Below are 22401 nucleotides of genomic sequence, written 5' to 3'. Positions count from 1 at the left end.
ATGGCACTGACGACGGATTTCGCCGGCATCGACGCCGGCAGCAGGACGGCAGAATCGAAGGATCATTCCCGTTACCGCATCGTGCCGGCGCGCCATCCGGGCCGCCTGGCAGGCACGATCTTTGCTGCCATCGTCATCGTCGCCGTGCTCTATTCCATCTTCACCAATCCGCGCTGGGGTTGGAGCGTCTTTGCCGAATGGTTCTTTGCCGAACCGGTGCTCGTCGGTCTCGGCAGGACGCTGCTTTTGACCGTGCTTGCCGCCATATCCGGCTCCATCCTCGGAACGGCCCTGGCGCTTGCCCGCGTTTCCAAGTCGCCGCCGCTCTCCGGTCTCTCCTGGGGCTATATCTGGCTGCTGCGCTCAATCCCGGTCATCGTGCTGCTGCTGATCCTGAACAATCTCGGCTACCTCTATGAGACGATCAAGATCGGCATTCCCTTGACCGATACCGTCTTCCTCGACTATCCCACAGTGCAGTTGCTGACGCCCTTTGCAGCCGCCTTTCTCGGCCTGACTCTCAACCAGTCGGCCTTCTTCGCCGAGATCGTGCGCGGCGGTATTCTCTCGGTGGATCACGGACAGTTGGAGGCCGCCGCAGCACTCGGCCTGCCGCGCCGCCGCCAGGCCTTCCGAATCGTGCTGCCGCAGGCCATGCGTTCGATTCTGCCGACCGGCTTTAACGAACTCATCGGACTGGCGAAGAGCACCTCCATGGTCTACGTGCTGGCGCTGCCGGAGCTCTTCTATACGGTCCAGGTGATCTACCGCCGCAATCTCGAAGTCATTCCGCTGCTGATGGTCGCGACCGTCTGGTATCTAATCATCATGACGGTGCTGTCGATCGCTCAGCGCTATATCGAACGCTACTTCTCCAAAGGCGCCGTGCGCAATCCGACGCCGTTGCCCTTCCAGGCATTTTTCGAGCGTTTCCGCCGTCCGCTGCCTGTCCTCGATACGGCGACCGACACCGTGCGCAAGATCGGTTTCCGGGATGCGGCGACGCTGCGGGCCGCAGGCGGCGCGGTGCGCATTCACGGCATTTCCAAAAGCTTCGGCTCGCTGAAAGTGCTCGATGATGTCGAGCTCAGCCTGCCCGCGGGCAGCGTGACCGCCATCCTCGGTCCGTCCGGCTCGGGCAAGTCGACGCTTCTGCGCGCTATCAACCACCTGGAGCGTGTCGATGAGGGGTTCATCTCGGTCGACGGCGATTTCGTCGGCTACAGCAGTAAGGGCGACACGCTCTACGAGCTCAAGGAGAAGGATATCCTCAAACGCCGCGCCGATATCGGCATGGTCTTCCAGAGCTTCAATCTCTTTCCGCATCTGACCGTGCTCGAAAACCTCATCGAGGCGCCGATCCAGGTTCGCGGCATCGGCCGTGAGGACGCGGTGCAACTGGCGCAGGAGCTGCTGGCGCGCATCGGCCTCAGCGACAAGGTCAACGCCTATCCGCGCCAGCTTTCCGGCGGCCAGCAGCAGCGTGTGGCGATCGCCCGCGCACTGGCGCTCCGCCCGAAGGTACTGCTCTTCGACGAGCCGACCTCGGCGCTCGATCCGGAGCTCGTCGGCGAAGTGCTCGACGTCATCCAGGAACTTGCCCGCACCGGCACGACGCTCGTCATCGTCACCCACGAGGTCGGTTTTGCCCGCGAAGTCGCCGACACCGTCGTCTTCATGGAAAGCGGCCGCATCCTGGAGGCTGGCCCGCCGGCCCGCATCTTCGCACAAGCGGAACATCCCCGTACGCGGGAATTCCTCGCCAAGGTTCTCTAGCGCCTAATAGCGCTGGCGAAATGCCGGGCCGCGACGGGCTGCTCCGGCCGAATAACAATAACCACAACCTAAAGATGAAATGGAGAAGGGGCATGACATTTACAGATAGGGCAAGGCTTCTGATAGCGGGAGCCGTCACCATTGCCGCGATCGGTTTCGGTTCCGCTCAGGCGCAGCAGAAGTTCGATCTCAGCCCCGAGCAGCCCAACCGGCTGCGGGTGGAAAAGAACGAGAAGCGCATTGCCGAAGTCAAGGACTTCAAGTTCGTCGAAAACGGCGTCTTCACCGTCGGCATCAGCTCGAGCGGCAATCTTCCGCTGCATGATTATGCCTCCGATTCCAAGACGGTTATCGGTTACGACGTCGATCTGGCCCAGGCGGTTGCCGACAGCCTGGGTCTGAAGCTCGAGCTCGTTTCCGTCGCCTGGGCCGATTGGCCCCTGGGGCTGACCTCTGGAAAGTTCGACGCGGTGATCTCCAACGTGACGGTCACGGAAGAGCGCAAGGAGAAATTCGATTTCTCGACCTATCGCAAGGACGAGCTTGGCTTCTACGTCAAGTCCGACAGCTCGATCACCTCGATCAAGCAGCCGAAAGATATTGCCGGTCTGAAGGTCATCACCGATGCCGGCACGAATCAGGAGAAGATCCTTCTGGAATGGGATCGTGAGAATGTCGCCGCCGGCCTGAAGCCGATCGAGGTGCAATATTATGACGACGATGCGGTCAAGGATCTTGCCGTCCAGTCGGGCAGAGCAGACACCGTCTTCAGCGTGAACGCGACGCAGGCCTATTCGGCGGGGATCAACGGCAAGACCAAGCTCGTCGGCACCGTCAGCGGCGGTTGGCCGATCACCGCAGAAATTGCCGTCACCACGCGCAAGGGCAGCGGCCTGGCCGCGCCCTTGACCGATGTCGTTAACGACTTGATCGCCAGCGGTGCTTACCGGAAGATCCTCGATACGTGGAACCTCGGTCCGGAGGCGATCGACAAGGCCCAGACCAACCCACCGGGCCTGCCGAAGAGCGGCTCCTGATCGATCCCTATTGGGCCGGCGGCAATGCTGCCGGCCATTCCTGCCTGACAATTTGGAGATTGAAGACGATGATTGCCTTTCCGGCATTCCGGACCCTGCTGATCGCCGCCATGGCGTCGGCCCTTTTCTTCGGCGCAGCTCATGCAGCCGAGGATTTCGACCTCAGCCCAGAGCAGCCAGGCCGGCTTCACGCCGCCAGGAACGATGCGGCGATTGCCGCAATCCCCAGGGAATTCAAGTTCGTCACACCTGGCAAGTTCACCATCGCCGTCAGCCCCGGCGGCCCGCCGCTTGCGACCTATGCCACGGACGCCAAGACCGTGGTCGGGGCAGATCCCGATTATGCCTATTCCATCGCCGACAGCCTTGGCCTGACACTGGAGATCGTGCCGGTCGCCTGGATCGACTGGCCGCTCGGCCTCGCCTCGGGCAAGTATGATGCCGTCATCTCCAATGTTGGGGTCACCGAGCAGCGCAAGGAAAAATTCGATTTTTCTACCTACCGCCAGGGCCTGCATGGTTTCTTCGTAAAATCCGACAGTCCTATCACCTCGATCAAGGAGCCCAAGGATGCGGCGGGCCTCAGGATCGTTGTCGGGGCCGGCACCAACCAGGAGCGTATCCTGGTGAAATGGAGCGAGGAAGATGTCGCAGCGGGCCTGAAACCGATCGAGCTGCAATATTACGACGACGAGGCGGCAAGCCTTCTCGCGCTGCGTTCCGGCCGGGCCGATGTCATCGTACAGCCGCATGCACAGCTCGTCTTCATCGCCGCGCGCGACAAGAACATCAAACGCGTCGGCACGCTGAGCGCCGGCTGGCCGGATCGCTCGGACGTCGCGATCACCACTCGCAAAGGAAGCGGACTGGCCGATGCGCTCACCATTGCCACCAACGGTCTGATCAAGGACGGCACCTACGCGAAGATACTCGACCACTGGCATCTCTCCGAGGAAGCCCTGCCGGCATCCGAGACCAACCCGCCCGGCCTGCCGAAATACTGATCATCGGATGGCACGCGTGGGCAACATATCCATCAGCCATATCGGCTTCCTCACACCCGGCAATTATCCCGACGGCGATCCTTTGTCGGGCTTGGAGCAGACGCTTGAGCAGCTGCAATATGGCGAAGATCTGGGCTTCGACAGTGCCTGGGTCCGGCAGCGGCACCTGGAGCCTGGAATCTCTTCCGCGAGCGCCTTCCTGGCGGCGGCGACGCAGCGAACCAGCCGGATCGAGCTTGGAACCGCGGTCATCCCGATCGGTTACGAGAGCCCTTACCGGCTGGCCGAAGATCTCGCCACCGTCGATGTTCTGTCGCGCGGGCGGCTGAATATCGGCGTCAGCGCCGGCCGGCCGCTGCACGCCGAGCTGATCGCTCCGCTTGTCTTCGACGGCGACTGGACGGGTTACGATTTCTCGCATGATCGCGTGCTGCGCTTTGCCGACAATCTGCGTGGCACTTATCTCGGCGACGAGCAGACCTTGATCAAGACGCCCTTCGGTCCGCAGCGGCCACGGCTGCAGCCCTATGCCAAGGGCCTGATCGACCGGATCTGGTATGGCGGCGGGTCGCAGCGCTCGGCCGAATGGGCCGGCCGCAATGGCTTCAACCTGTTGACCGGCAATGTGATAACGGGCGACGGGACCGATGATTTCTTCACCGCGCAATCGCGGCTGATCCACACCTATCGCGCCGCCGGCACGCAGCGCCGGGTCGCGCTGGGCCGCGTCATCGTGCCTTTCGATAGCGCCGATGCCGCAACGCGGCGCCGGTATCGAGACTATGCCGATGGCCGTCATGAGCGAACCCTTTCACCGCAGGGCGAGCGGCGCACCCTGTTCGCCCGTGATGTCGTCGGCACCTCGGACGAGATATTGGCGCAGCTTTTTGCCGATCCGATCTTGCCTCAGGTCGGCGAGTTGAGGCTGGAGCTCCCTTACGAGTTCGAGCACGAGGAGTATCGACAGATTCTCTACGACTTCGTGACGCTGATCGCACCGGAACTCGGATGGAAAGCCCAATCCGAAGTTAGATCCGCTTCCTGAAAATGCCGTCGACCATTCGATGCCAGAACAATCACCTCGCAGGGAACATGCATCAGTGACCAAATCAGTAGAGTACTTCTTTTCTATCGGCTCGCCCTGGTCCTACATCGGCTTCGACGTCTTCGCCGAACTTGCGGCAAAGAACGACGTCGTCATCACGCCCTATTTGACGACGGTGGTCGAGGAAAATGGCGGTATCTTTTCGCGCAATCGCCCGGAGATCCGGCGCGCTTACTGGACGCGGGACCTCAAGCGCTGGGCGCGCGTGCGCGGCAAGGAACTGCGGCTCGAACATCGCCCGGATTTGAGCGATCCGACGCCGGCGTCCCTCTTCGTGATTGCGGCCTATCTCGACGGACAGGATTGGATCGGCGTTGCTCGCGCCCTGCAGCATGCCTTCTGGAGCGAGGCGAGGGATATCGGCAAGCCCGACGTGCGCGAGGCGATCGTGACATCAGCGGGTTTCGACGGCGCAACACTCCTCCGGCGACAAGCCGACGACGATGTCCAGAACAAATGGTCGGCAGACCGCGTGCATGCGCGCGACAGCGGCGTCTTCGGCTTTCCCACCTATGTCTATGATGGCGAGATCTATTGGGGACAGGACAATTTGCCCTTCCTTGAACGCCATCTTCGCGGCGACAAGCCTTAGACTCGAGCAAGCAATCCGATCGGATTGAGACGGATTTTTTCAAATAAGTCTATAAAATAGATAGGCATTATTCTCTATCGCTGATGCCCTGCGATAGATTGGTGTGGTTGATGGGGAAAAATCACACGCATGCTCGACAGGACTTCGCAGGCCGCCGGAACCATTCTTCCGTCGCGTTCGACGGAATGGCCGACCGTCATTCTCGCACTCGTCATCCATGGCGGATTTCTTGCGCTCACCTGGTGGTGGCAATCATTGCTGCTGATCATGGCCGTGATCGCCGGAGGCTGGCTGATTGCCTGGCAGGGATCCCTTCAGCACGAAGTCATTCACGGCCATCCAACGGGAAACCAAAGGATAAACGACGCGATCGGGTCGATACCGCTGTCGCTGTGGCTGCCTTATCCGATCTATAGGGAAAGCCATCTGGAGCATCATCGCGACGAATATCTGACCGATCCGATCGAAGATCCGGAATCCTCCTATTTTACCAAGGCCACCTGGGACCAGCTCGGCGCGACCGGCAGGTTGCTGGCACGGTGGAACACCACCCTGTTCGGCCGTTTGACCATCGGCCCTGCAGTGATGCTTTTGAGTTTCCTTGGGCAGGAAGGGCAGCTGGTACGGGCGAACGAACCGGGACGACGGCGAATATGGGTTGTGCACGGCATCGGTGTCGCCGCCGTTCTTTTCTGGGCGACCGTCGTCTGCGGCATGCCGCTTTGGCTTTATCTCGGTTTCGTCTATACGAGTGCTGCGATGACGCGGCTCAGATCCTATGCTGAGCACAGATATGCCGAAAGCCATGAGGAACGCACCGCCATCGTCGAAAACAGCCATCTCTTCGGCTTGCTGTTTCTCTACAACAATTTGCACGTTCTCCATCACCGCCGGCCGGGCATCTCCTGGTATCGCCTTCCGGCGGTCTATCGCAAAAACCGCGAAACGCTTGTCCGGTCGAATGGCGGGCTTGTCTATAATGGCTATTGGGATATTGCGCGCCGGTTTTTCCTGAAGCCGCACGACGATCCGACGCATCCTCATCATTCCTAAAATTTCTAACTGAGCCGGACCCGGCACTATAATGTTTGAAAAGCCGGGATTTGGGGGCTGCTCAGTCGCCCTGTCTTGCGGCTTCCTGTTGCCCATTTCACAGCTCTGCAATTTGTACTTTCAGCGGATGTCCAGTGTGATCAGCTACGGCTGGCGGCGATCAGGGCGTGCGCTGCATCGCGGAGCAAACCGGTGGCCTCGCCGGGCTCAAAGAGCTGCATGCTGACAAAGGCGCCGTTGATCAGAACCGCGAGTTGACCGGCGAGCCGATCGGGCGCGGCAACCGCAAGCCCCTCGGCGATGGTCTTCAGACGCCGCCGCATCTCGCGCATGTGGGCTTCGGCGACCTTGCGGGCAGGGTGATCCGCTTCGGGAAATTCGGCTGCGGTGTTGATCTGCGGACAGCCTCGGTAGTTTTCCCGCCCGACCCGTTCGCCGATCCACTCAAAATGTGCATCGAGCATGGCCTCGGCATCGTCCGGATGCTGTTCCGTCACGCGATCCCAGGTGCTCCAGAAGTCCAGGTCTTCGCGCTTGAGGAAGGCCGCGATGAGGTCGTCCTTCGTGCCGAAATGGCGGTAGAGGCTGGTTTTGGCGACGCCGGATTTTTCGACCACAAGATCGACACCGACAGCACGCACGCCGCGCCGGTAAAAGAGTTCCGACGCCGTCTCGAGAATCCTATCCCGCACCTCGTTGCCGCCAGAGGCACGGGAGTTCGTTGCGCTTTTCGACATTCGTGTACCTCCAATGTCGCCAGCATAACAGCAAACGGATTGACACGCTACAGACCTGTATGTTTTATTGCGTACAGACAGGTCTGTAGCGATGGAGAAAACAATGACCATTTACGAAGCCGACATCACGGAGACGTCCCAATCTATCGCGGTCTTGGGAGCGAACGGCCATACCGGTCGTTTTGTCGTAGCCGAACTGTTGCGGCGCGGTCTCAAGCCCATCGCGGTTGGACGGAATGCCGAGCGGCTGGCGGCTGCGGGCTTTGCGGAGCGCGGCATCGAATGCCGCGAAGCAGCGGTCGAGGATGACGGGGAACTGGACAGGGCGCTAGCCGGCGCGGCGGCGGTCATCAACTGCGCCGGCCCGTTCATGGACACCGCCGACGCAGTGGTGCGTGCCGCGTTGCGAGCGGGGATTCATTATCTCGACGTGACGGCCGAGCAACCGAGTGTGCAGGCCACGTTCGAGAGGCATGAGGTTGCGGCCCGGGAAGCGGGCACAGCCGTCATCCCGGCCATGGGTTTCTATGGCGGCTTGGCCGACCTGCTCGTGGCAGCTGTCATGGACGAGTGGGAGCACGCCGACGACATCGAAATTCAAGTTGCGCTCGACAGCTGGCTCCCGACGAGAGGCACACGCGTTACCGGAGAAAGAAACACTGCACGGCGCCTGGCCGTCAGCGGTGGGCAGCTGGAGCCGGTGCCTCAACCGCCTGCTGAAAGGGTGTCGACTTTACCGGCCCCGTTCGGTCGGCAGACTTTCGTCGAGCTTCCCTTTTCGGAAGTGCCGCTGATCGCCCGGCACGTCCGGACGAAGGAACTGCACACCTTCTTGAGCACAGTCGCTCTGCGGGATGTCCGCGACTCGTCGACGCCTCCGCCGCAGGCAGTCGACGAATCCGGGCGTTCGGCGCAGCGCTTTGCCGTAGAAGTGATCGTCACGCAGGGTGACGTGCGCCGTCAGATTGTCGCACAGGGACAAGACATCTACGCCGTGACGGCGCCGATCATCTGTGAAGCGGTCCAGCGTATCCTCTCGGGGCGCATCCGCGATATCGGCGCAAAGGCGCCGGCAGCCATTTTCGATGCCGCTAGCTTCCTGCAGGCGCTCGGCCCGGATCTGTCGGTCGAGATATCGGAAACTTAGTTCGGAAACGCCAGACTTTCAGAAAGTCCCTCACAATGGCGTGGGGGACTTAATTCTCCTGGCGTATTCAGGGAGACTGTTCAGAACGATCGTCCCGCTCGGGCGATGATAGCGGATGGAATTCCGTTATCTTGGCAAGATTGCACATTCCCATCGAAACCGTTCCATTCTATTGGAGGAAAATATAAGGGAAGATTTTTTTACATTGTTTGCTGCAATTGGTTCTTTTATCTCCCGTTTCATCGAAACACGAAACGCCACGATATTGATCGGAGAGAGACAATGAACCCCGCCATGAACATGATGCCGATGATGAACAACATGATGCCCGCCATGATGAACCCGATGATGGGTGGAATGATGCCGATGATGTCAGGCATGCCCATGATGAACGGCGCGATGATGCCGATGATGGCCTCCATGCCGATGATGATGATGGGCTCTATGAAATGCACCATGACTGCCGAGGGCATGGTCTGCGAAATGAAGCCGATGGAAGGCATGGACAAGGACATGTTCATGGAATGCTGCAAGCGTATGATGTCCAGCGGCATGCCGATGATGATGAACTGCGGCGGGATGATGATGTGCTGCATGATGGCCGCCTGAGCCATCCGCCTCTCAAGGAAACGACCAAGAGCCTCCGGAGACGGGGGCTCTTTTTGTGTCAGACGCGAACGTCTTCGAGATAGGTCGTGACTAGGTAGAGGATTGCTTCCGTTCCCGTCATGTTGCGGTAGATGTGCGGCACGTCTGCATCGAAGATGATGGCATCGCCTTCACCCAGAATATGGGGTGCCTGCTTGCCGGCGATGATTTCGACGGTGCCCTGAGCAACGACCAGATTTTCGACCGTTCCATGCTGATGGGCATCGGCACTTTCGGTATGGTGCGGAGCGATCCTGAGCTCGTAGAATTCCACCTTTCTTTCGCCTTCGAAGGGGAAAAGAGCCCGTGTCCGGAAGCGCCCTTCGGAAGAGGCGAGGATCTTCGATCTTGCCCGCGGTACTGTAATGATCGAGGTGTCGCCGCGTTCTGCGATCAGAGCGGCGCAGGGAATACCGAGAGCAAGTGCAATCTTCGAGAGAATGCTCAATGTCGGGCTGCTTTTGCCCGTCTCGATTTGCCCGAGCATGGCGCGGCTGACGCCGGCGATCTTTGCCAGCCGGTCCAGGGAGTAGCCGCGGCGGGTGCGAATGCGCCGCAAATTCTGTCCTGTCTGAACCGTGATCTCTTCGGCGGCATCTCTCGCTTCGCCGTCGGGAAGAAGCGCTTGATCAGACGCCATATCCCGCAATGCCCATTGCCATGACCGGGACAAAGCCCCAATAGGGCACCCACATCAGAACCGGCTGCATCGCAAAGGATACGGGCGTGGCCGTCTTCAGCGCATCGGGCGCATCTTTGCTGCGAGATTGCCGGTAGGCCTGGAAATCGATGACATCAGCCGTCTGCACTGGCATGAAAAGCTCCCGCTAAAATCTATAAGAAGCGTATATTTTCCGCAGAGGAAAAGGCAGGGCTTGTCATCCAATCGTTCCGCTGAACCGGAAATCTTATACCAATTATATTCGACCTTGCGGCAAAGCCATTTATGGCGGGCAATTTGCACGAGCTTCTCGCCAGGCTCGCGACATCATCATGCCGCCCGCACCAGCGTCTCCAAGAGAGGCCGAACAAGTTCCCCTTCCTGCCGGATTCCCGCACGCGCGGTCGCAGATTCCGGCCGTCGCCGGATCGGCGATCCCATGTGACGATCGCCATGCAGCCTATGCGTGCCGGAGCGACGGCGAACGTTTTTTTCAACCAGGCGAAGAAGGAGAGACGCACGTTCCTTTAATCTATCAATTTTGTAGACAATAGTTGGGGTAACGCAAAGAGAGGAAAAACCATGTCAGGTTTCAAACTCGTCGGCATCGCTGGCAGCTTCAACCGTCCATCGAAGACATTGGCACTTGTGCGGCACGTCGCCGAACGTGCGAGCATTCGCTACGGATTTGCGAGCAAGAGCTATGATCTGCATGATGTCGGTCCGTCGCTTGGCAGCGCCTTGTGGCGCAAGGATCTCGACGCGCAGGCCAGGCATGTCGTCGACGAGATCGTGCAGGCCGATGCCCTGATCATCGGCTCGCCAACCTACAAGGGCTCTTATCCCGGCCATTTCAAACACCTCATCGACCTGATCGACCCGCACGAACTTCGGGGCAAGCCGATCATCATCACGGCGACCGGCGGCGGTGACCGGCATGCGTTGATGGTCGAGCATCAGCTTCGGCCGCTGTTTGGGTTTTTCATGGCCCATACCTTGCCGACCGCCGTCTATGCGTCCGACCGCGATTTCACAAACTATGCGGTTTCATCCGACGCGCTTTTAGCCCGCATCAACGACGTGATCGGCGAATTGGCGGCCTTCTTTCCGGGCGCAAACCCGGCCCTGGCGGCAGCCGAGTAAGGATCGTCACCATGGCTCGATCTCAGGAAGCAACGATCACCGATGAGGAAAGGCCGGGGCCAAGCGAGCAATTGTGGAGCGTCTTCGAATTCGCCCGACGATATCGTCTCGCCAAACGCGAGGAGAACCGCCTGCTGATGCTCTACGGACCGACGGCATCGCTTCACGTTCTTCTCGCCAATGCACAACGTCATTCGCTGATTTCGTAGAGCAATTCCAGCAAAAGTGCACAGCGGTTTTGCGTCCGGAATTGCATGAAAACAAAGAGATAGAGCACCTCCGTGATTCGAAGAAAAACGGAAATGCTCTAGCCGAAGAATACCGGTTCCTGACAGGAGGTTCGCATGAAGCTTGATTTTCAGTTCTGGCTGAAGCTTTCGATCGGCCGGATCCTCGGCCTGAAGCCGCCCGCTGCGCGGGAGCCTGTAAACGGGTTGTTCACGCCGGACGACGAGCGCGACCGGTCCGCCCGCGAATACGAACTCCATTATTGGGGCACCATGCCTGGCCTTTGGTATTGAGGAGAACGGCGTGATGGCGATTGTCGTTGAGACCGACCTGCGTCGGCACGGTGCGAAAAGAGCGGAAGGCAGCGTCATGTCGCATTTCAGGCATGCGGCCGGAATCTGCCTGATCGTCAGCTCCTTCACATTCCTGTTCGCCCTGGTGATCGGGCTGGTCTGATGAGTGAGCTCAGATGTTTGCCCCGATCGGGAAAAAGACCGACGCGCAACCTCAGAGAGGATGCCGTCAGATGATCGATGTACTTATTCTTCCCGGGCTTTTCGGCTCGGGAGGGGGACATTGGCAACAGCACTGGCTGCAGGATCAGCCGGGCAGTCGTTGCGTCGCCCAGGAGGACTGGGATCATCCGAACCTTGACAGTTGGCTGCTGCGATTGGAAGGCGCACTTGAAGAGGCCGGCGAGGCCTATCTGGTCGCCCATAGTCTCGGATGCCTGCTTGCCGCCCGCTTGGCCGGGCGAAGTGCGGCGCGGCGCGTCAAAGGGGCATTGCTCGTTGCTCCATGCGATCTGCCGGCCACGGAAAACCTGCATCCGGGGCTTATCTCGTTTGGCGCCATGCCGACGGCGCCTTTGCCTTTTCCAAGCATCGTCGTCGGCAGCATGAACGATGCCTACATGACGGTCGATCGGTTGACCCTGTTCGGCCGCCTGTGGAACGCCGAGACCAGGAATATCGGCCTTGCCGGACACATCAATGTCTCCAGCGGCTTTGGCCGCTGGCGCAACGGCTACCGATTGTTGGAGGGCTTGAAGACGCAAACGCGCGGTCGAAGGCATGTCGTTTCCATGCCCCCGGCCTTTGCAATGTGAGTGGAATCGCAATGTCCGACATTGTCGCCGACCTGCTGCGCCTTAGCGAAGATCCGAATGCCGACCCGAGGACCAGGCGCCGCCAAACCATGGAGCGGCTGGTGCAGACGCTGCTCGCCATGGCCGATGCCGAAATAGGATCGGGAGATGCGCAGCATCGCCATTCCATCATTCATTTGACGACGATCATCCGCGAGATGACGGGAAGGATCGCAGAGGCCGATGATGCGACGTTTTCGGCAATCGTCAGGGAGGCCGCGATGCTGATACGCAGCCTGCAGCGGCGCCAGGCCGATGCGGCCAGATTTACGGTGCACTGACGCATGACGGAGATCCGGGAGCATAAGCTGGTGACGGTCCGGGGAAGCAAACTTTTGATGACCGGATCAAGAATGGCTCTGACGGACGAGCTCGTATCGCTGAGCCTTCGCCCTGCGGTCGATGTAGGCCCCGAGCCACACCGAACACCGCTGACCGAAGCAGAGGTGGAGATGCTCGCCAACCGGCTGCTCGATGAGTCTATCGGCGCGCCGCTTTGGATCTTCGCCTATGGATCATTGATATGGAAGCCGGACTTCGATGCCGTCGAATCGCAGCATGGCGCAACAAGAGGGTGGCATCGCTCCTTCTGTCTGCAGATGACCCGCTGGCGGGGAACGCGAGCACAGCCGGGCCTGATGATGGCACTTGACCGCGGTGGACGTTGCAACGGCATTGTCTTCAGGCTTGCCGATGATGATCGCCTTGGCCAGATTAGGCGGTTGATCCGCCGTGAGGTCGGCACGATCGAAGACGCTGCGACGGTTCGCTGGATCCCGGTCGCGACCGCGCATGGGCTGGTGCGTGCGCTGGTCTTTTGGGCTGGTCCGAAGGGCGAGCGGGTTTCCCGCAAATTGCCGCTGGAGACGGTGGCGCAGGTTCTTGCGAGAGCCTGCGGACACATGGGCTCCTGCGCCGAATATCTGTATCTGACGGTGAAGCATCTGGAGGAACGCGGCATCAGGGACCGCAATTTATGGCGGCTTCAGAAGCTGGTCGCAGCCGAGCTTGTCGCCATACACGGGCTGAACGCGGCGGCAGCAAGCCATTGAATAGGCATCCCTGCCGCCACTTGGTCAGAGCTTGCCCTTCCAGGGCACAAGGAACGCCTCCAGAAAACGAATGGCGGCCGAGAAGGTGAATGCGCAGATCGCGATGATGCCGATGCCGACGAAGACGACGTCGGTCGCCAGGAACTGTGAAGCCGACATGATCATGAAACCGATCCCGCGCGTGGATGCGATCAATTCAGCCGCGACCAGCGTGCCCCAGCCGACACCGAGCGCAATTCGGATACCGGTGAGGATCTCGGGAAGGGCCGACGGCAGGACGATATCAAGGAAGAGCTGCAGCCGGCTCGCGCCCAGCGAACGCGCGGCATTGACGCGCTCGATCGGCAGCGAACGAACGCCGGCCTGGGCCGAGAGGCAGATCGGCGCGAACATCGCAAGCACCAGCAGCGTGATCTTCGACGTCTCCCCAATGCCGAGCCAGATGATCATCAGCGGCAGGTAGGAGAGTGGCGGAAGCGGCCAGTAGAATTCGATCGGCGCGTCGAGCACCCCTTTTGCCCAGCGATTCAGGCCCATGAGCAACCCGAGCGGGATGCCGGCGGAAACGGCGATGAGAGCGGCGACCACGATGCGGAACAAGCTCGCAAAAACATGCTCGGACAGTGACGCTCCGGCGTAACCGTCGCGATAAATGGCGCCGATTTGTGTCAGCACCTCGTCTGGACGCGGCAGGAACAGGTGTGGGACGACACCGAGCGCCGATACCAGCCACCACAGCAGAAGGATGGCGAGGGCCGTGGCAATGCTGATGGCCACCGTCGATTTCTCGCCGGCTCCGAAGCTTGCCATTTTTACCAGCTTGACCGGGCGGTCCTCTCTGCCCGCCGCAATCGGCGGGGCCTGCACTATGTCGCTCATGCGGCGCTCCTGAGGTCTTCGGTGCTGTGGAGAATGGCGCGGATCTCCTCGCGCAGCTCGGCAAATTGCGGTGACGCCTTGATCGACCGGGCGTCGCCGGTTTCGGCGAAGCGGCGAACGAAATCGAGATCGAAGCGTGCCACGACGCGGCCCGGTCGCGGTGACATGACCAACACCTGCGTGCCCAGGAACAAGGCCTCTTCGATCGAGTGCGTGATGAAGAAAATCTTCTTTGCCGTTTTATCCCAGATGGAAACCAGCAGTTCCTGCATCTGCTCGCGCGTCAGGCTGTCGAGCGCGCCGAACGGCTCGTCCATGAGCAGGATGTCGGGATTTGTCGCCAGAGCCCGTGCGATACCGACACGCTGGCGCATGCCGCCCGACAATTCGTAGGGAAAAGCGCCGGCGAATTCATCGAGGCCGACGAGCCGGAGAAGCTCCAGCGCGCGGGCTTCGCGCTCCTTGCGCTTGACCCCGGCGAATTTCAAACCGAGCGCGACATTCTCGACAACCGATTTCCAGGGTAGCAGCGAGTCCTTCTGAAAGACGACGCCACGGTCCGCGCCGGGTTTTTCGACCGCGCGGCCATCGAGGGTGATCCGGCCATCCGAAAGCGGGAGGAAACCGGCGATCGCATTGAGAAGGGTTGATTTGCCGCATCCCGATGCTCCGAGCGCAACGACGAAGCCCCGTTCAGGAATATCGAAGGAAACGCGATCGAGCGCGTGAACGGTCCGCCCGTCGCGGGCTGCGAAGAAAACGCTGGCGTGATCGACTTTAAGCATGTTGCCGCTCGCAGGTTCAATGCCGGCGCGGCAAGCCGCGCCGGCATTGGGGAGGATCAGTTGCTGACGCCGGTGAGGGCATCTGCGGTGACGAAGGTGCCGTAATTCGCCAGCACATCGGAAACCTTGCCCTGTTCCTTCAGAAACGATGCCGTGTCCTTGAGGATCTTGCCGGCACCCGCCTTTTCGCCGCCGCCAAGCCAGGCATCCGATGCCTGGACCTCAGGTGTCAGTAGCGTCAGGTTCTTCAGGGCCGATGCCTGCTGGTCGGCTGTTCCGCCGAGAAGCTTGGCGAGTGACTTGGCGTTGTCGCTGTCGGGACCCCAGGCGGATTTGTCCGAGGCAAAGGATGCGTAGTATTTGTTGATGACCGAAGCGAAGCCCTTCAGAAATTGCGGGTTGTCGGCGGCAAATTTCGAGGTCGCGACCCAGGCGGAGAATGTCGGTGCACCCTTGTCTGCCACCTCCTTGGAGGTCACCAGGACCTTGCCGTTCTTCTTCAGTTCGGTGAGTGCCGGATCCCAGACGAAGCCGCCATCGATATCGCCGCGGTTATAGCTGGCGACGATCTCAGGCTGAGGGATTGCGAAGACCTGAACGTCTTTTTCGGTCAGACCGAGCGATTTGATCAGCGCCAGAAGCTGATAGTGGTCGGTGGAAACAGGCGCGGCAGCAAGCTTCTTGCCCTTCAGATCATTCAGGCTTTCGATCCCGGAGCCGTTACGGACGACGAGAGCCTCGTCGATGCCCGAGATCGAGGCGAGGTAAAAGGCCTTGACCTCGAGCCCGCGTGATACCGCAGCCGCGAACGGGCTCGAGCCGACATAGCCGACCTGGACGTCACCGGAAGCAATCGCCGCAAAGATTTCGGCGCCGGAGTTAAACCTGCGGAAGTCGATGTCGTATCCCGTTTCCTTGGCGAATTCGCCATTGGCGATCGCCACGGAAGACGGCAAGGCGTCGGTTTGATAGGCGACGACGACCTTCTTGTCCGCCGCTTCAGCGACAACAGCCGTTGCAAGAGTGCCGACGCCGACGGCGATTGCGGCAACCAAATTCCTGAAATTCATCTTGAGCCCCTTTGTTCAGAGCCGCTCGGCTCTTGATCTCACCCTCAAAAGCGTAATGGTTGGGGAGGGGCTAGCGGGAGAAATAACAAACTATATTTATAGACTATAGAGATAATTGTTTTCGTGATTCTGCCGCTCGTGCGATCAGCAGGGACCGGTGAGCGACACGGGGCTTGAATGACGACATGTCTCGATGACGTTCTGAGCTTCAGGGAGAATGCATTTGACATATGATGTTATCGTCGTCGGTTCCGGTTTTTCAGCGATAGCGGTTACCTGCAATCTCATCGAACAGCTTCCCGCTTCGGCGAAGGTCGCCGTCGTCGGCGACGATCCCGGTTTCGGCCGCGGGACGGCGTACCGGACGGAGCTCTATCTCCATCGCCTCAATGTTCCCGCCGGCCGCATGAGCCTGCTACCGCATCAACCCGACGACTTTGTCGACTGGCCGAAAAGCCATGGCCGCCGGCTGCAGGCAGGCGATTTCGCCTCGCGCAGCGATTACGGTCTTTATGTTCGCGATACGCTTGCACGGCTGCTTCGAAAGCGGGACGGCCGTTGTCGGGTCGATTTCATCAAAGCCAAGGCGGCGGGATGCGTTGAACGCTATAGCAGCACGCTGGCCTTCCATCTCGGCAATGGTGACGAGATTGCCGGGAAGAACGTGGTGCTCTGCCTCGGTGTCGGTAACGCGAGCCTTCCGGTCGATCCGGATGGCGTCCCGCCATCGCTGCGATCACGGATCATCGAGAACCCGTGGCGGCTTTCGTGGCTGAGGCGCGTCGCACCATCCGATGCGGTGTGTATCCTCGGATCCGGCTTGACGATGATCGATCAGGTTCTCGCACTTCGCGCCCATGGCCACAGCGGCAAGATTGATGTGCTTTCGCGGCGCGGGCTCGCTCCGCTCGGACACGCGTGGAAGCCGCCGGTGCCTCTGCCGATCGACGTCGAGAGGCTTCCGGAGACGATCAGCGGCATATTGAAGACCCTGCGGGGAAAGAGCAGGACGGTTACCGACTGGCGAGCCGTGATGGACGGCCTGAGGCCTGCAACGCAGGCTCTCTGGCAACGGCTTTCGAACAAGGAGCGGGCACGCTTCCTCAGGCATGCGCTTCCCTGGTGGAACATCCACCGTCACCGGGTCGCGCCTGACGTGTTCGACAGGTTTGAGAAGCTGGTCTTAGACGGAACCGTTCGCTTCCACGCGGGCTTCCTGAAATCGCTCGGAGCCGAGGAGGGGCGGCTTGCTGCCAGCTACAGGGTCAGATCGACGCGCGAGATCGCCGAGATCAGGGCGGACTGGCTCGTCAACTGCACGGGAATGGAGCGGGCCGGGATCAGTCATTCACCGCTTTTGAAGGAAATGAGCCGCTTTGAGTTGATCGTCCCCGATCCTCTTGGCCTTGGAATCCAGGCGGATGCCGCTTCCGAGGTGATAGCCTCGTCCCGGATCTCGCCTGCCCGACTATTCGCGGTCGGCGCCCTGACGGCGGGGCAATTCTGGGAGATCACGGCCGTTCCGGATATCCGGGTGCAGGCCAAGGCCGTGGTCGAGGAGATTGTTTCAAGAGGCTAGCTCGCGACTTCTAGAGCAGCAGATCTAAGTGCTGCAGCGTCCTTTGCAGGTCTGAAAGTCGCGCGGCCCTATAGGTCGGCACGGCGCTTGTTGAATTGCCGGCCGCCGACAGCTACAGTATCTGGTACGCCATAATACGATTCTTGCATTCGGCTGCCGCGGCGGAAGTTGAGCGTGCAAAGTCCAACACTGAGGTACAGAATGAGCGGTGCTCTGAAGGACGCAATTAGAGTTGAGCGTCCTGCAAAGACCTTGCGGGAATTGGCGCTCGACAAGGTCCGCGAGGCGATCGTCAACGGATATTTCCGTCCTGGAGATCGCCTTGTCGAGCGTGACCTCTGCGCCCAGCTCGGCGTCAGCCGAACAGTCGTGCGCGAGGTTCTGAGGCATTTGGAATCGGAAGGGCTTGTCGCCAATCTGCCGAACAAGGGGCCGATTGTCGCGCAGCTCGACATCGAGGAAGCCAAGCAGATCTATGAGATCCGTGGCGCGCTGGAAGGCATGGCGGCGCGGCTATGCGCGGAGCGCCGAAGCCCCGAGATAGTCGCTGCGCTGGAGGAATCGCTGGCCGGGATACGCAACAGTTACCGCGAAAACGATATGTCGGCTGTGCTGACGAACACCTCTTCCTTCTATCACACGCTGTTCACGATGGTTGACAGGAACGTTGCCTGGGGTGTCGTCAATCTCCTCACCGTGCGCATAAACCACCTGCGCTCGATGACGATCAAGACGGAGAGGCGCGGCATCGAAGGGCCGCTGCAGATGTCGAAGATCGTGGACGCCATCCGCCGCGGTGACGGCGAGGGGGCTTACCGGGCGGCGATGGATCACGTCGCCGCCGCGAGCGCGATTGCCGAAGCGGTGCTGTCGGCGAAGAAGCCTGCCGACTAGCCACGGCGGGAGACCGTTGCGGTCTTAGTCGCAGGCGGACAGCAAAGCGCTGGCACCGAGCATCTGTCGATGTCACTCCAGTCGGCGCAATCACATTCCTAGGAATTTAGAAGACTCCGCACTCCAAGCTTGACACCCAACTTTGCCCAATGTGATGGTATGCCATAATAAATAATACATAAGGCGGTATCATATGAACTGGGACAATCGTGACCTCCGGACTTGCCGTGCGCCTTCGGCGCTGCCGTTGCGGGGTCTGTGGCTGCTAACAATAAGCTGAAAAGAAGAGGCGCCTTCCAAGCGTGAGAGCACACGCGCGCCAAATTGAAAATCTCCGCCTCGGTCTGAACTGCGTCCTCGCAGCAACCAACTTGACACTCATATATTATGGTATACCATAATACGAAATTGAGAAAATGAGGTGTTCAGTGGCCATTCAAATTCGCAAGACGGGACTGCAGATCGAGACGACATTGATCGAAGGCGGCAAGGCCGCGGCGGTTCCGCTGAAGCTGTTTACCGCCTTCGCGGTCGTGAAGAATCCCTGGGCGGGTCGCGGCTTTGTCGACGACCTCAAACCCGAAATTCACGCAGGCGCTCCAGTGCTCGGCGAGTTGCTGACCAAGATGATCATCGATGCGGTCGGGTCCGGCGAGGCTGTCGAGGGATATGGAAAGTCGGCTGTCGTCGGCCTGGACGGCGAGATCGAACACGGGTCGGCGCTCATCCACACCCTGCGCTTCGGCAATTTTTATCGCCAGGCCGTCGGCGCCAAGTCCTATCTCGCCTTCTGCAACACACGCGGTCCGGCCAATGCGCCGATCATGATCCCGCTGATGGACAAGAACGATGAAGGCCGCCGTTCGCATTACCTGACCATCCAGACGTCGATCCCCGACGCGCCTGCCGCCGACGAGATCGTCGTGGCTCTCGGTGCTTCGATAGGCGGGCGCCCGCATCACCGCATCGGCGACCGCTACCAGGATCTGAAAGACCTGGGGCAGGACGTTGCCAATCCCGCGGGCGTTTGAAGGAGCGCCCTGAGATGCTGACAGCCGGACCGACCACACGCACCGCTGCAGCAACAAACGCCGCCGGTGCCTTGCCCCGAAAGGCGACGGCAAGCGGAACGGCCTATCATGAGGCCGGCAGCGGTGAGCCGCTGGTTCTCATTCATGGCGTCGGCATGCGGCTTGAGGCCTGGGCTCCGCAGATCGCATTCCTGTCTGCAGGCCATCGCGTCATCGCCGTCGATATGCCGGGACATGGGGAAAGCGCAAAGCTGCCGGCGGGCAGTCGGCTTGAGGAGTTCGTCGCCTGGTTCGGACGCTTTCTCGATGAGATGGCAATCGACACGGCAAATGTTGCCGGGCACTCGATGGGCGCACTGGTTTCAGGAGGGGCGGCCGCGACCTTTGGCGAGCGTATCAGCCGCGTCGCTTACCTCAACGGCGTCTACAGGCGTGACCCCGAGGCAAAGGCCGCAGTCCTTTCGCGCGCCGCGGCCATTCCGGTATCGGGCGTCGACAAGGAAGGCCCCCTGGCCCGCTGGTTCGGCGAGGATGCGGACAGCGTCACTGCGCGTGAATTGACACGAAAATGGCTGAACCTCGTTGATCTCCAGGGATATGCCGTCGCCTACGCCGCCTTCGCGGGCGGAGACGAGACCTATGCTGACGGCTGGAAAGACGTGGCTGGTCCGGCCCTATTTCTGACCGGGTCCAATGATCCGAACTCGACGCCCTTGATGGCAACGCAAATGGCAGAGCTTGCGCCGCGGGGCTATGCCCGCATCGTCGAAGGCCATCGTCATATGGTGAACCTGACCGCGCCTGATATCGTAAATTCGCTGCTCGCTGAGTGGCTGTCGTTCGGGGAGGATGAACGATGACAATCCAGACTGTCGACCCAAGAGCGCTGCGAGATGCATTCGGAGCTTTTCCGACCGGGGTGACTGTCGTCACCGCCTGTGACGGGGATGGAAATCCGATCGGATTCACGGCGAACTCCTTCACCTCGGTCTCGCTCAATCCACCGCTTCTCCTCGTCTGCCTAGCCAAGACGTCACGCAATTTCGCCATCATGACCGGTGCGCAGCATTTTGCGATCAACGTGCTTTCGGAAACGCAGAAAGACGTGTCGAACACCTTTGCGCGACCGGTCGAGGATAGATTCGCGGCGGTCGAGTGGGCGAGGGGATCGGCAGGCTGCCCGATATTCTCGAGCGTGGCGGCCTGGTTCGAATGTGCCATGGAGCAGGTCATCGAGGCTGGCGACCACGTCATCTTGATGGGGCGCATCGAAGCTTTCGACAATAGCGGCCGCAACGGTCTCGGTTATGCGCGTGGCGGTTATTTCACGCCGACGCTCGCAAGCAAGGCAGTGTCGGCGGCAAGCGAAGGCAATATGGAACTTGCGGCCGTTGTCGAGCGGCGCGGGGAAGTTCTGCTGCTCGGCGAGGATGTGCTCTCCTTGCCAAGCGTCGACGCCCATGACGGCAGCCCGACCGAGGCACTGCAAAAATACCTGGAGACACTCACCGGGCTGAAGGTCAGCATCGGCTTTCTCTATTCGGTTTATGAGGGCAAAAGCGACGGCAAGCAGCACATTGTCTATCACGCCGTTGCCGGAGAGGGCGAGCCTGCCGGCGGCAGGTTCCTGAAGCCTGACGCATTGGTTGCGGCAAAGTTCAAGACCAGTTCGACTGCCGATATCGTCAACCGTTTTGCGATGGAAAGCTCGATCGGCAATTTCGGAGTCTATTTCGGCGACGAGACCGGCGGCACTGTACACCCAATTCCAGCCAAGGACGCAAAAGCATGAAGTTCTCCCTCTTCGTCCATATGGAACGGCTCGACGCCAGCCAAAGCCACAAGAGCCTCTATGAGGAATTCGTCGCGCTCTGCGAGATCGCCGACAAAGGCGGCATGCACGCGATCTGGACGGGTGAGCACCATGGCATGGATTTCACCATCGCGCCCAACCCGTTTGTGACCATTGCCGATCTGGCGCGCCGCACATCGCGGGCACGGCTTGGGACGGGAACAGTGATTGCCCCCTTCTGGCATCCGATCAAACTCGCCGGTGAGGCGGCCATGGCCGATATCATCTGCGATGGACGACTCGACATCGGCATCGCGCGCGGGGCCTATTCCTTCGAATACGAGCGTCTGCTGCCCGGTCTCGATGCCTGGGGTGCTGGCCAGCGCATGCGCGAGCTCATCCCGGCGGTCAAAGGCATATGGGCCGGCGACTACGCGCATGACGGGGAATTCTTCAAGTTTCCGTCGACCACATCGGCGCCGAAACCGCTGCAGCAGCCGAACCCGCCCATATGGGTGGCAGCGCGCGATCCGAATTCGCACGAATTTGCCGTCGCCAACGGCTGCAACGTTCAGGTGACGCCGCTCTGGCAGGGCGACGACGAAGTTCAGTCGTTGATGGAGCGCTTCAACGATGCCTGCGCGAAGAATCCCGAGATCGAGCGGCCCAAGATCATGTTGCTGCGTCACACCTATGTCGGCTCGTCAGAGGACGATGTCGCGCAAGCCGCCCATGAACTCAGCGTCTACTACAATTATTTCTTCGCCTGGTTCAAGAATGAGAAGCCGGTTACCCAGGGTCTGATCGAACGGATCCCGGACGAACAGGTCAGAGCAAACGCGATGCTGTCGGACCAGGTCATGCGCACCAACAATGTCGTTGGCGACGCTGAGACCGTCATCGCCCGGCTCAAGGCCTATGAAGCGCTCGGCTATGACGAATATTCCTTCTGGATCGACACCGGCATGAGCTTCGAGCGCAAGAAAGCGTCGCTCGAACGCTTCATTACCGAGGTCATGCCAGCCTTTCAGGAGTAAGACC

Annotated in this window: 27 protein-coding genes; 21 read left to right on the top strand and 6 right to left on the bottom strand. The window is 60.2% G+C overall.

Features of this window, described 5'->3' with window-relative positions:
- The 6 genes from U5G49_RS33480 (at nt 1) to U5G49_RS33455 (ending at nt 6567) form a co-directional block, all read left to right on the top strand.
- Nucleotides 1-1776, top strand: coding sequence for an amino acid ABC transporter permease/ATP-binding protein (locus U5G49_RS33480; RefSeq protein WP_193445862.1), 1776 nt, complete (start codon nt 1-3; stop codon nt 1774-1776).
- Between the two features lie 92 nt (nt 1777-1868).
- A complete protein-coding gene (locus U5G49_RS33475; protein WP_047620421.1) occupies nt 1869-2813 on the top strand; it encodes an ABC transporter substrate-binding protein in 945 nt (314 codons plus the stop codon).
- Between the two features lie 68 nt (nt 2814-2881).
- Nucleotides 2882-3817 (top strand): ABC transporter substrate-binding protein, encoded by a 936-nt coding sequence (locus U5G49_RS33470; RefSeq protein ID WP_047620422.1) that lies wholly within the window; start codon nt 2882-2884, stop codon nt 3815-3817.
- 7 nt (nt 3818-3824) lie between these two features.
- Nucleotides 3825-4862: an LLM class flavin-dependent oxidoreductase gene (locus U5G49_RS33465; protein WP_193445863.1), complete on the top strand. Its 1038-nt coding sequence runs from the start codon at nt 3825-3827 to the stop codon at nt 4860-4862.
- Between the two features lie 55 nt (nt 4863-4917).
- On the top strand, nt 4918-5514 hold the full coding sequence (locus U5G49_RS33460) for a 2-hydroxychromene-2-carboxylate isomerase (protein WP_018246690.1): 597 nt from the start codon (nt 4918-4920) through the stop codon (nt 5512-5514).
- A gap of 129 nt (nt 5515-5643) precedes the next feature.
- Nucleotides 5644-6567: a fatty acid desaturase gene (locus U5G49_RS33455; RefSeq protein ID WP_193445864.1), complete on the top strand. Its 924-nt coding sequence runs from the start codon at nt 5644-5646 to the stop codon at nt 6565-6567.
- Nucleotides 6568-6707: 140 nt separating this feature from the next.
- Here U5G49_RS33455 and U5G49_RS33450 read toward each other — a convergent pair whose 3' ends face one another.
- Nucleotides 6708-7304, bottom strand: coding sequence for a TetR/AcrR family transcriptional regulator (locus U5G49_RS33450; protein ID WP_018446122.1), 597 nt, complete (start codon nt 7302-7304; stop codon nt 6708-6710).
- Between the two features lie 103 nt (nt 7305-7407).
- On the opposite strand from U5G49_RS33450, the gene U5G49_RS33445 reads away from it, so the two are divergent.
- On the top strand, nt 7408-8451 hold the full coding sequence (locus U5G49_RS33445; protein ID WP_168319968.1) for a saccharopine dehydrogenase family protein: 1044 nt from the start codon (nt 7408-7410) through the stop codon (nt 8449-8451).
- A gap of 282 nt (nt 8452-8733) precedes the next feature.
- A complete protein-coding gene (locus U5G49_RS37220; RefSeq protein ID WP_407693064.1) occupies nt 8734-9060 on the top strand; it encodes a hypothetical protein in 327 nt (108 codons plus the stop codon).
- A 58-nt stretch (nt 9061-9118) separates the two neighbouring features.
- Here the strand turns inward: U5G49_RS37220 and U5G49_RS33435 are convergent, their stop codons facing one another.
- Nucleotides 9119-9739 (bottom strand): helix-turn-helix domain-containing protein, encoded by a 621-nt coding sequence (locus tag U5G49_RS33435; RefSeq protein WP_018446120.1) that lies wholly within the window; start codon nt 9737-9739, stop codon nt 9119-9121.
- Complete coding sequence (locus U5G49_RS33430; RefSeq protein WP_193445866.1) at nt 9729-9914, bottom strand: hypothetical protein; 186 nt, start codon at nt 9912-9914, stop codon at nt 9729-9731. The genes U5G49_RS33435 and U5G49_RS33430 overlap by 11 nt, the downstream gene beginning before the upstream one ends.
- A 428-nt stretch (nt 9915-10342) precedes the next feature.
- Between U5G49_RS33430 and msuE the strand changes: the two genes are divergently transcribed.
- From msuE to U5G49_RS33395, 7 genes are all read left to right on the top strand, one after another.
- Complete coding sequence (msuE, locus tag U5G49_RS33425; protein ID WP_047620426.1) at nt 10343-10903, top strand: FMN reductase; 561 nt, start codon at nt 10343-10345, stop codon at nt 10901-10903.
- 11 nt (nt 10904-10914) lie between these two features.
- Nucleotides 10915-11112 (top strand): hypothetical protein, encoded by a 198-nt coding sequence (locus U5G49_RS33420; RefSeq protein ID WP_018246698.1) that lies wholly within the window; start codon nt 10915-10917, stop codon nt 11110-11112.
- 135 nt (nt 11113-11247) lie between these two features.
- The gene (locus tag U5G49_RS33415) at nt 11248-11424 is read left to right on the top strand and encodes a hypothetical protein (protein ID WP_018446118.1); all 177 of its coding nucleotides are present in this window, start codon (nt 11248-11250) and stop codon (nt 11422-11424) included.
- 13 nt (nt 11425-11437) lie between these two features.
- A complete protein-coding gene (locus U5G49_RS33410) occupies nt 11438-11587 on the top strand; it encodes a hypothetical protein (protein ID WP_193445867.1) in 150 nt (49 codons plus the stop codon).
- A 70-nt stretch (nt 11588-11657) separates the two neighbouring features.
- Nucleotides 11658-12239 carry an RBBP9/YdeN family alpha/beta hydrolase gene (locus U5G49_RS33405; protein ID WP_193445868.1) on the top strand — a complete coding sequence of 194 codons (582 nt, stop codon included), beginning with the start codon at nt 11658-11660 and terminating at the stop codon, nt 12237-12239.
- Nucleotides 12240-12250: 11 nt separating this feature from the next.
- Nucleotides 12251-12559 carry a hypothetical protein gene (locus U5G49_RS33400; RefSeq protein WP_018446115.1) on the top strand — a complete coding sequence of 103 codons (309 nt, stop codon included), beginning with the start codon at nt 12251-12253 and terminating at the stop codon, nt 12557-12559.
- A 3-nt stretch (nt 12560-12562) separates the two neighbouring features.
- Nucleotides 12563-13330 (top strand): gamma-glutamylcyclotransferase, encoded by a 768-nt coding sequence (locus U5G49_RS33395; protein WP_131703845.1) that lies wholly within the window; start codon nt 12563-12565, stop codon nt 13328-13330.
- A gap of 24 nt (nt 13331-13354) precedes the next feature.
- Here the strand turns inward: U5G49_RS33395 and U5G49_RS33390 are convergent, their stop codons facing one another.
- The 3 genes from U5G49_RS33390 to tauA are packed head-to-tail and all read right to left on the bottom strand — an operon-like array spanning nt 13355 to nt 16064.
- Nucleotides 13355-14209, bottom strand: coding sequence for an ABC transporter permease subunit (locus U5G49_RS33390; protein WP_131702954.1), 855 nt, complete (start codon nt 14207-14209; stop codon nt 13355-13357).
- Nucleotides 14206-14994, bottom strand: coding sequence for a taurine ABC transporter ATP-binding protein (locus tag U5G49_RS33385; RefSeq protein WP_182564109.1), 789 nt, complete (start codon nt 14992-14994; stop codon nt 14206-14208). Before U5G49_RS33385 ends, U5G49_RS33390 begins: the two co-directional genes overlap by 4 nt.
- Nucleotides 14995-15050: 56 nt before the next feature.
- Nucleotides 15051-16064 (bottom strand): taurine ABC transporter substrate-binding protein, encoded by a 1014-nt coding sequence (gene tauA / locus U5G49_RS33380; protein WP_193445869.1) that lies wholly within the window; start codon nt 16062-16064, stop codon nt 15051-15053.
- Nucleotides 16065-16281: 217 nt separating this feature from the next.
- Here tauA and U5G49_RS33375 point away from each other — a divergent pair, with 217 nt between their 5' ends.
- The 6 genes from U5G49_RS33375 (at nt 16282) to U5G49_RS33350 (ending at nt 22397) form a co-directional block, all read left to right on the top strand.
- A complete protein-coding gene (locus tag U5G49_RS33375) occupies nt 16282-17643 on the top strand; it encodes an FAD/NAD(P)-binding protein (protein ID WP_193445870.1) in 1362 nt (453 codons plus the stop codon).
- Nucleotides 17644-17844: 201 nt separating this feature from the next.
- Nucleotides 17845-18537, top strand: coding sequence for a GntR family transcriptional regulator (locus U5G49_RS33370; RefSeq protein WP_193445871.1), 693 nt, complete (start codon nt 17845-17847; stop codon nt 18535-18537).
- Nucleotides 18538-18965: 428 nt separating this feature from the next.
- Nucleotides 18966-19568 carry an amino acid synthesis family protein gene (locus U5G49_RS33365; protein WP_003538313.1) on the top strand — a complete coding sequence of 201 codons (603 nt, stop codon included), beginning with the start codon at nt 18966-18968 and terminating at the stop codon, nt 19566-19568.
- Between the two features lie 14 nt (nt 19569-19582).
- Entirely contained in the window at nt 19583-20428 is an 846-nt protein-coding gene (locus U5G49_RS33360) for an alpha/beta fold hydrolase (RefSeq protein ID WP_193445872.1), read from the top strand.
- Complete coding sequence (locus U5G49_RS33355; RefSeq protein ID WP_182564114.1) at nt 20425-21360, top strand: flavin reductase family protein; 936 nt, start codon at nt 20425-20427, stop codon at nt 21358-21360. The genes U5G49_RS33360 and U5G49_RS33355 overlap by 4 nt, the downstream gene beginning before the upstream one ends.
- The gene (locus U5G49_RS33350) at nt 21357-22397 is read left to right on the top strand and encodes an LLM class flavin-dependent oxidoreductase (RefSeq protein WP_065277346.1); all 1041 of its coding nucleotides are present in this window, start codon (nt 21357-21359) and stop codon (nt 22395-22397) included. The genes U5G49_RS33355 and U5G49_RS33350 overlap by 4 nt, the downstream gene beginning before the upstream one ends.
- Nucleotides 22398-22401 lie beyond the last annotated feature (4 nt).

This window comes from Rhizobium indigoferae, assembly GCF_034554815.1.
Classification (GTDB): Bacteria; Pseudomonadota; Alphaproteobacteria; order Rhizobiales; family Rhizobiaceae; genus Rhizobium; species Rhizobium leguminosarum.
Note: the sequence above shows the minus strand (reverse complement) of the source record. Positions and strands in the feature narration are given on the sequence as shown.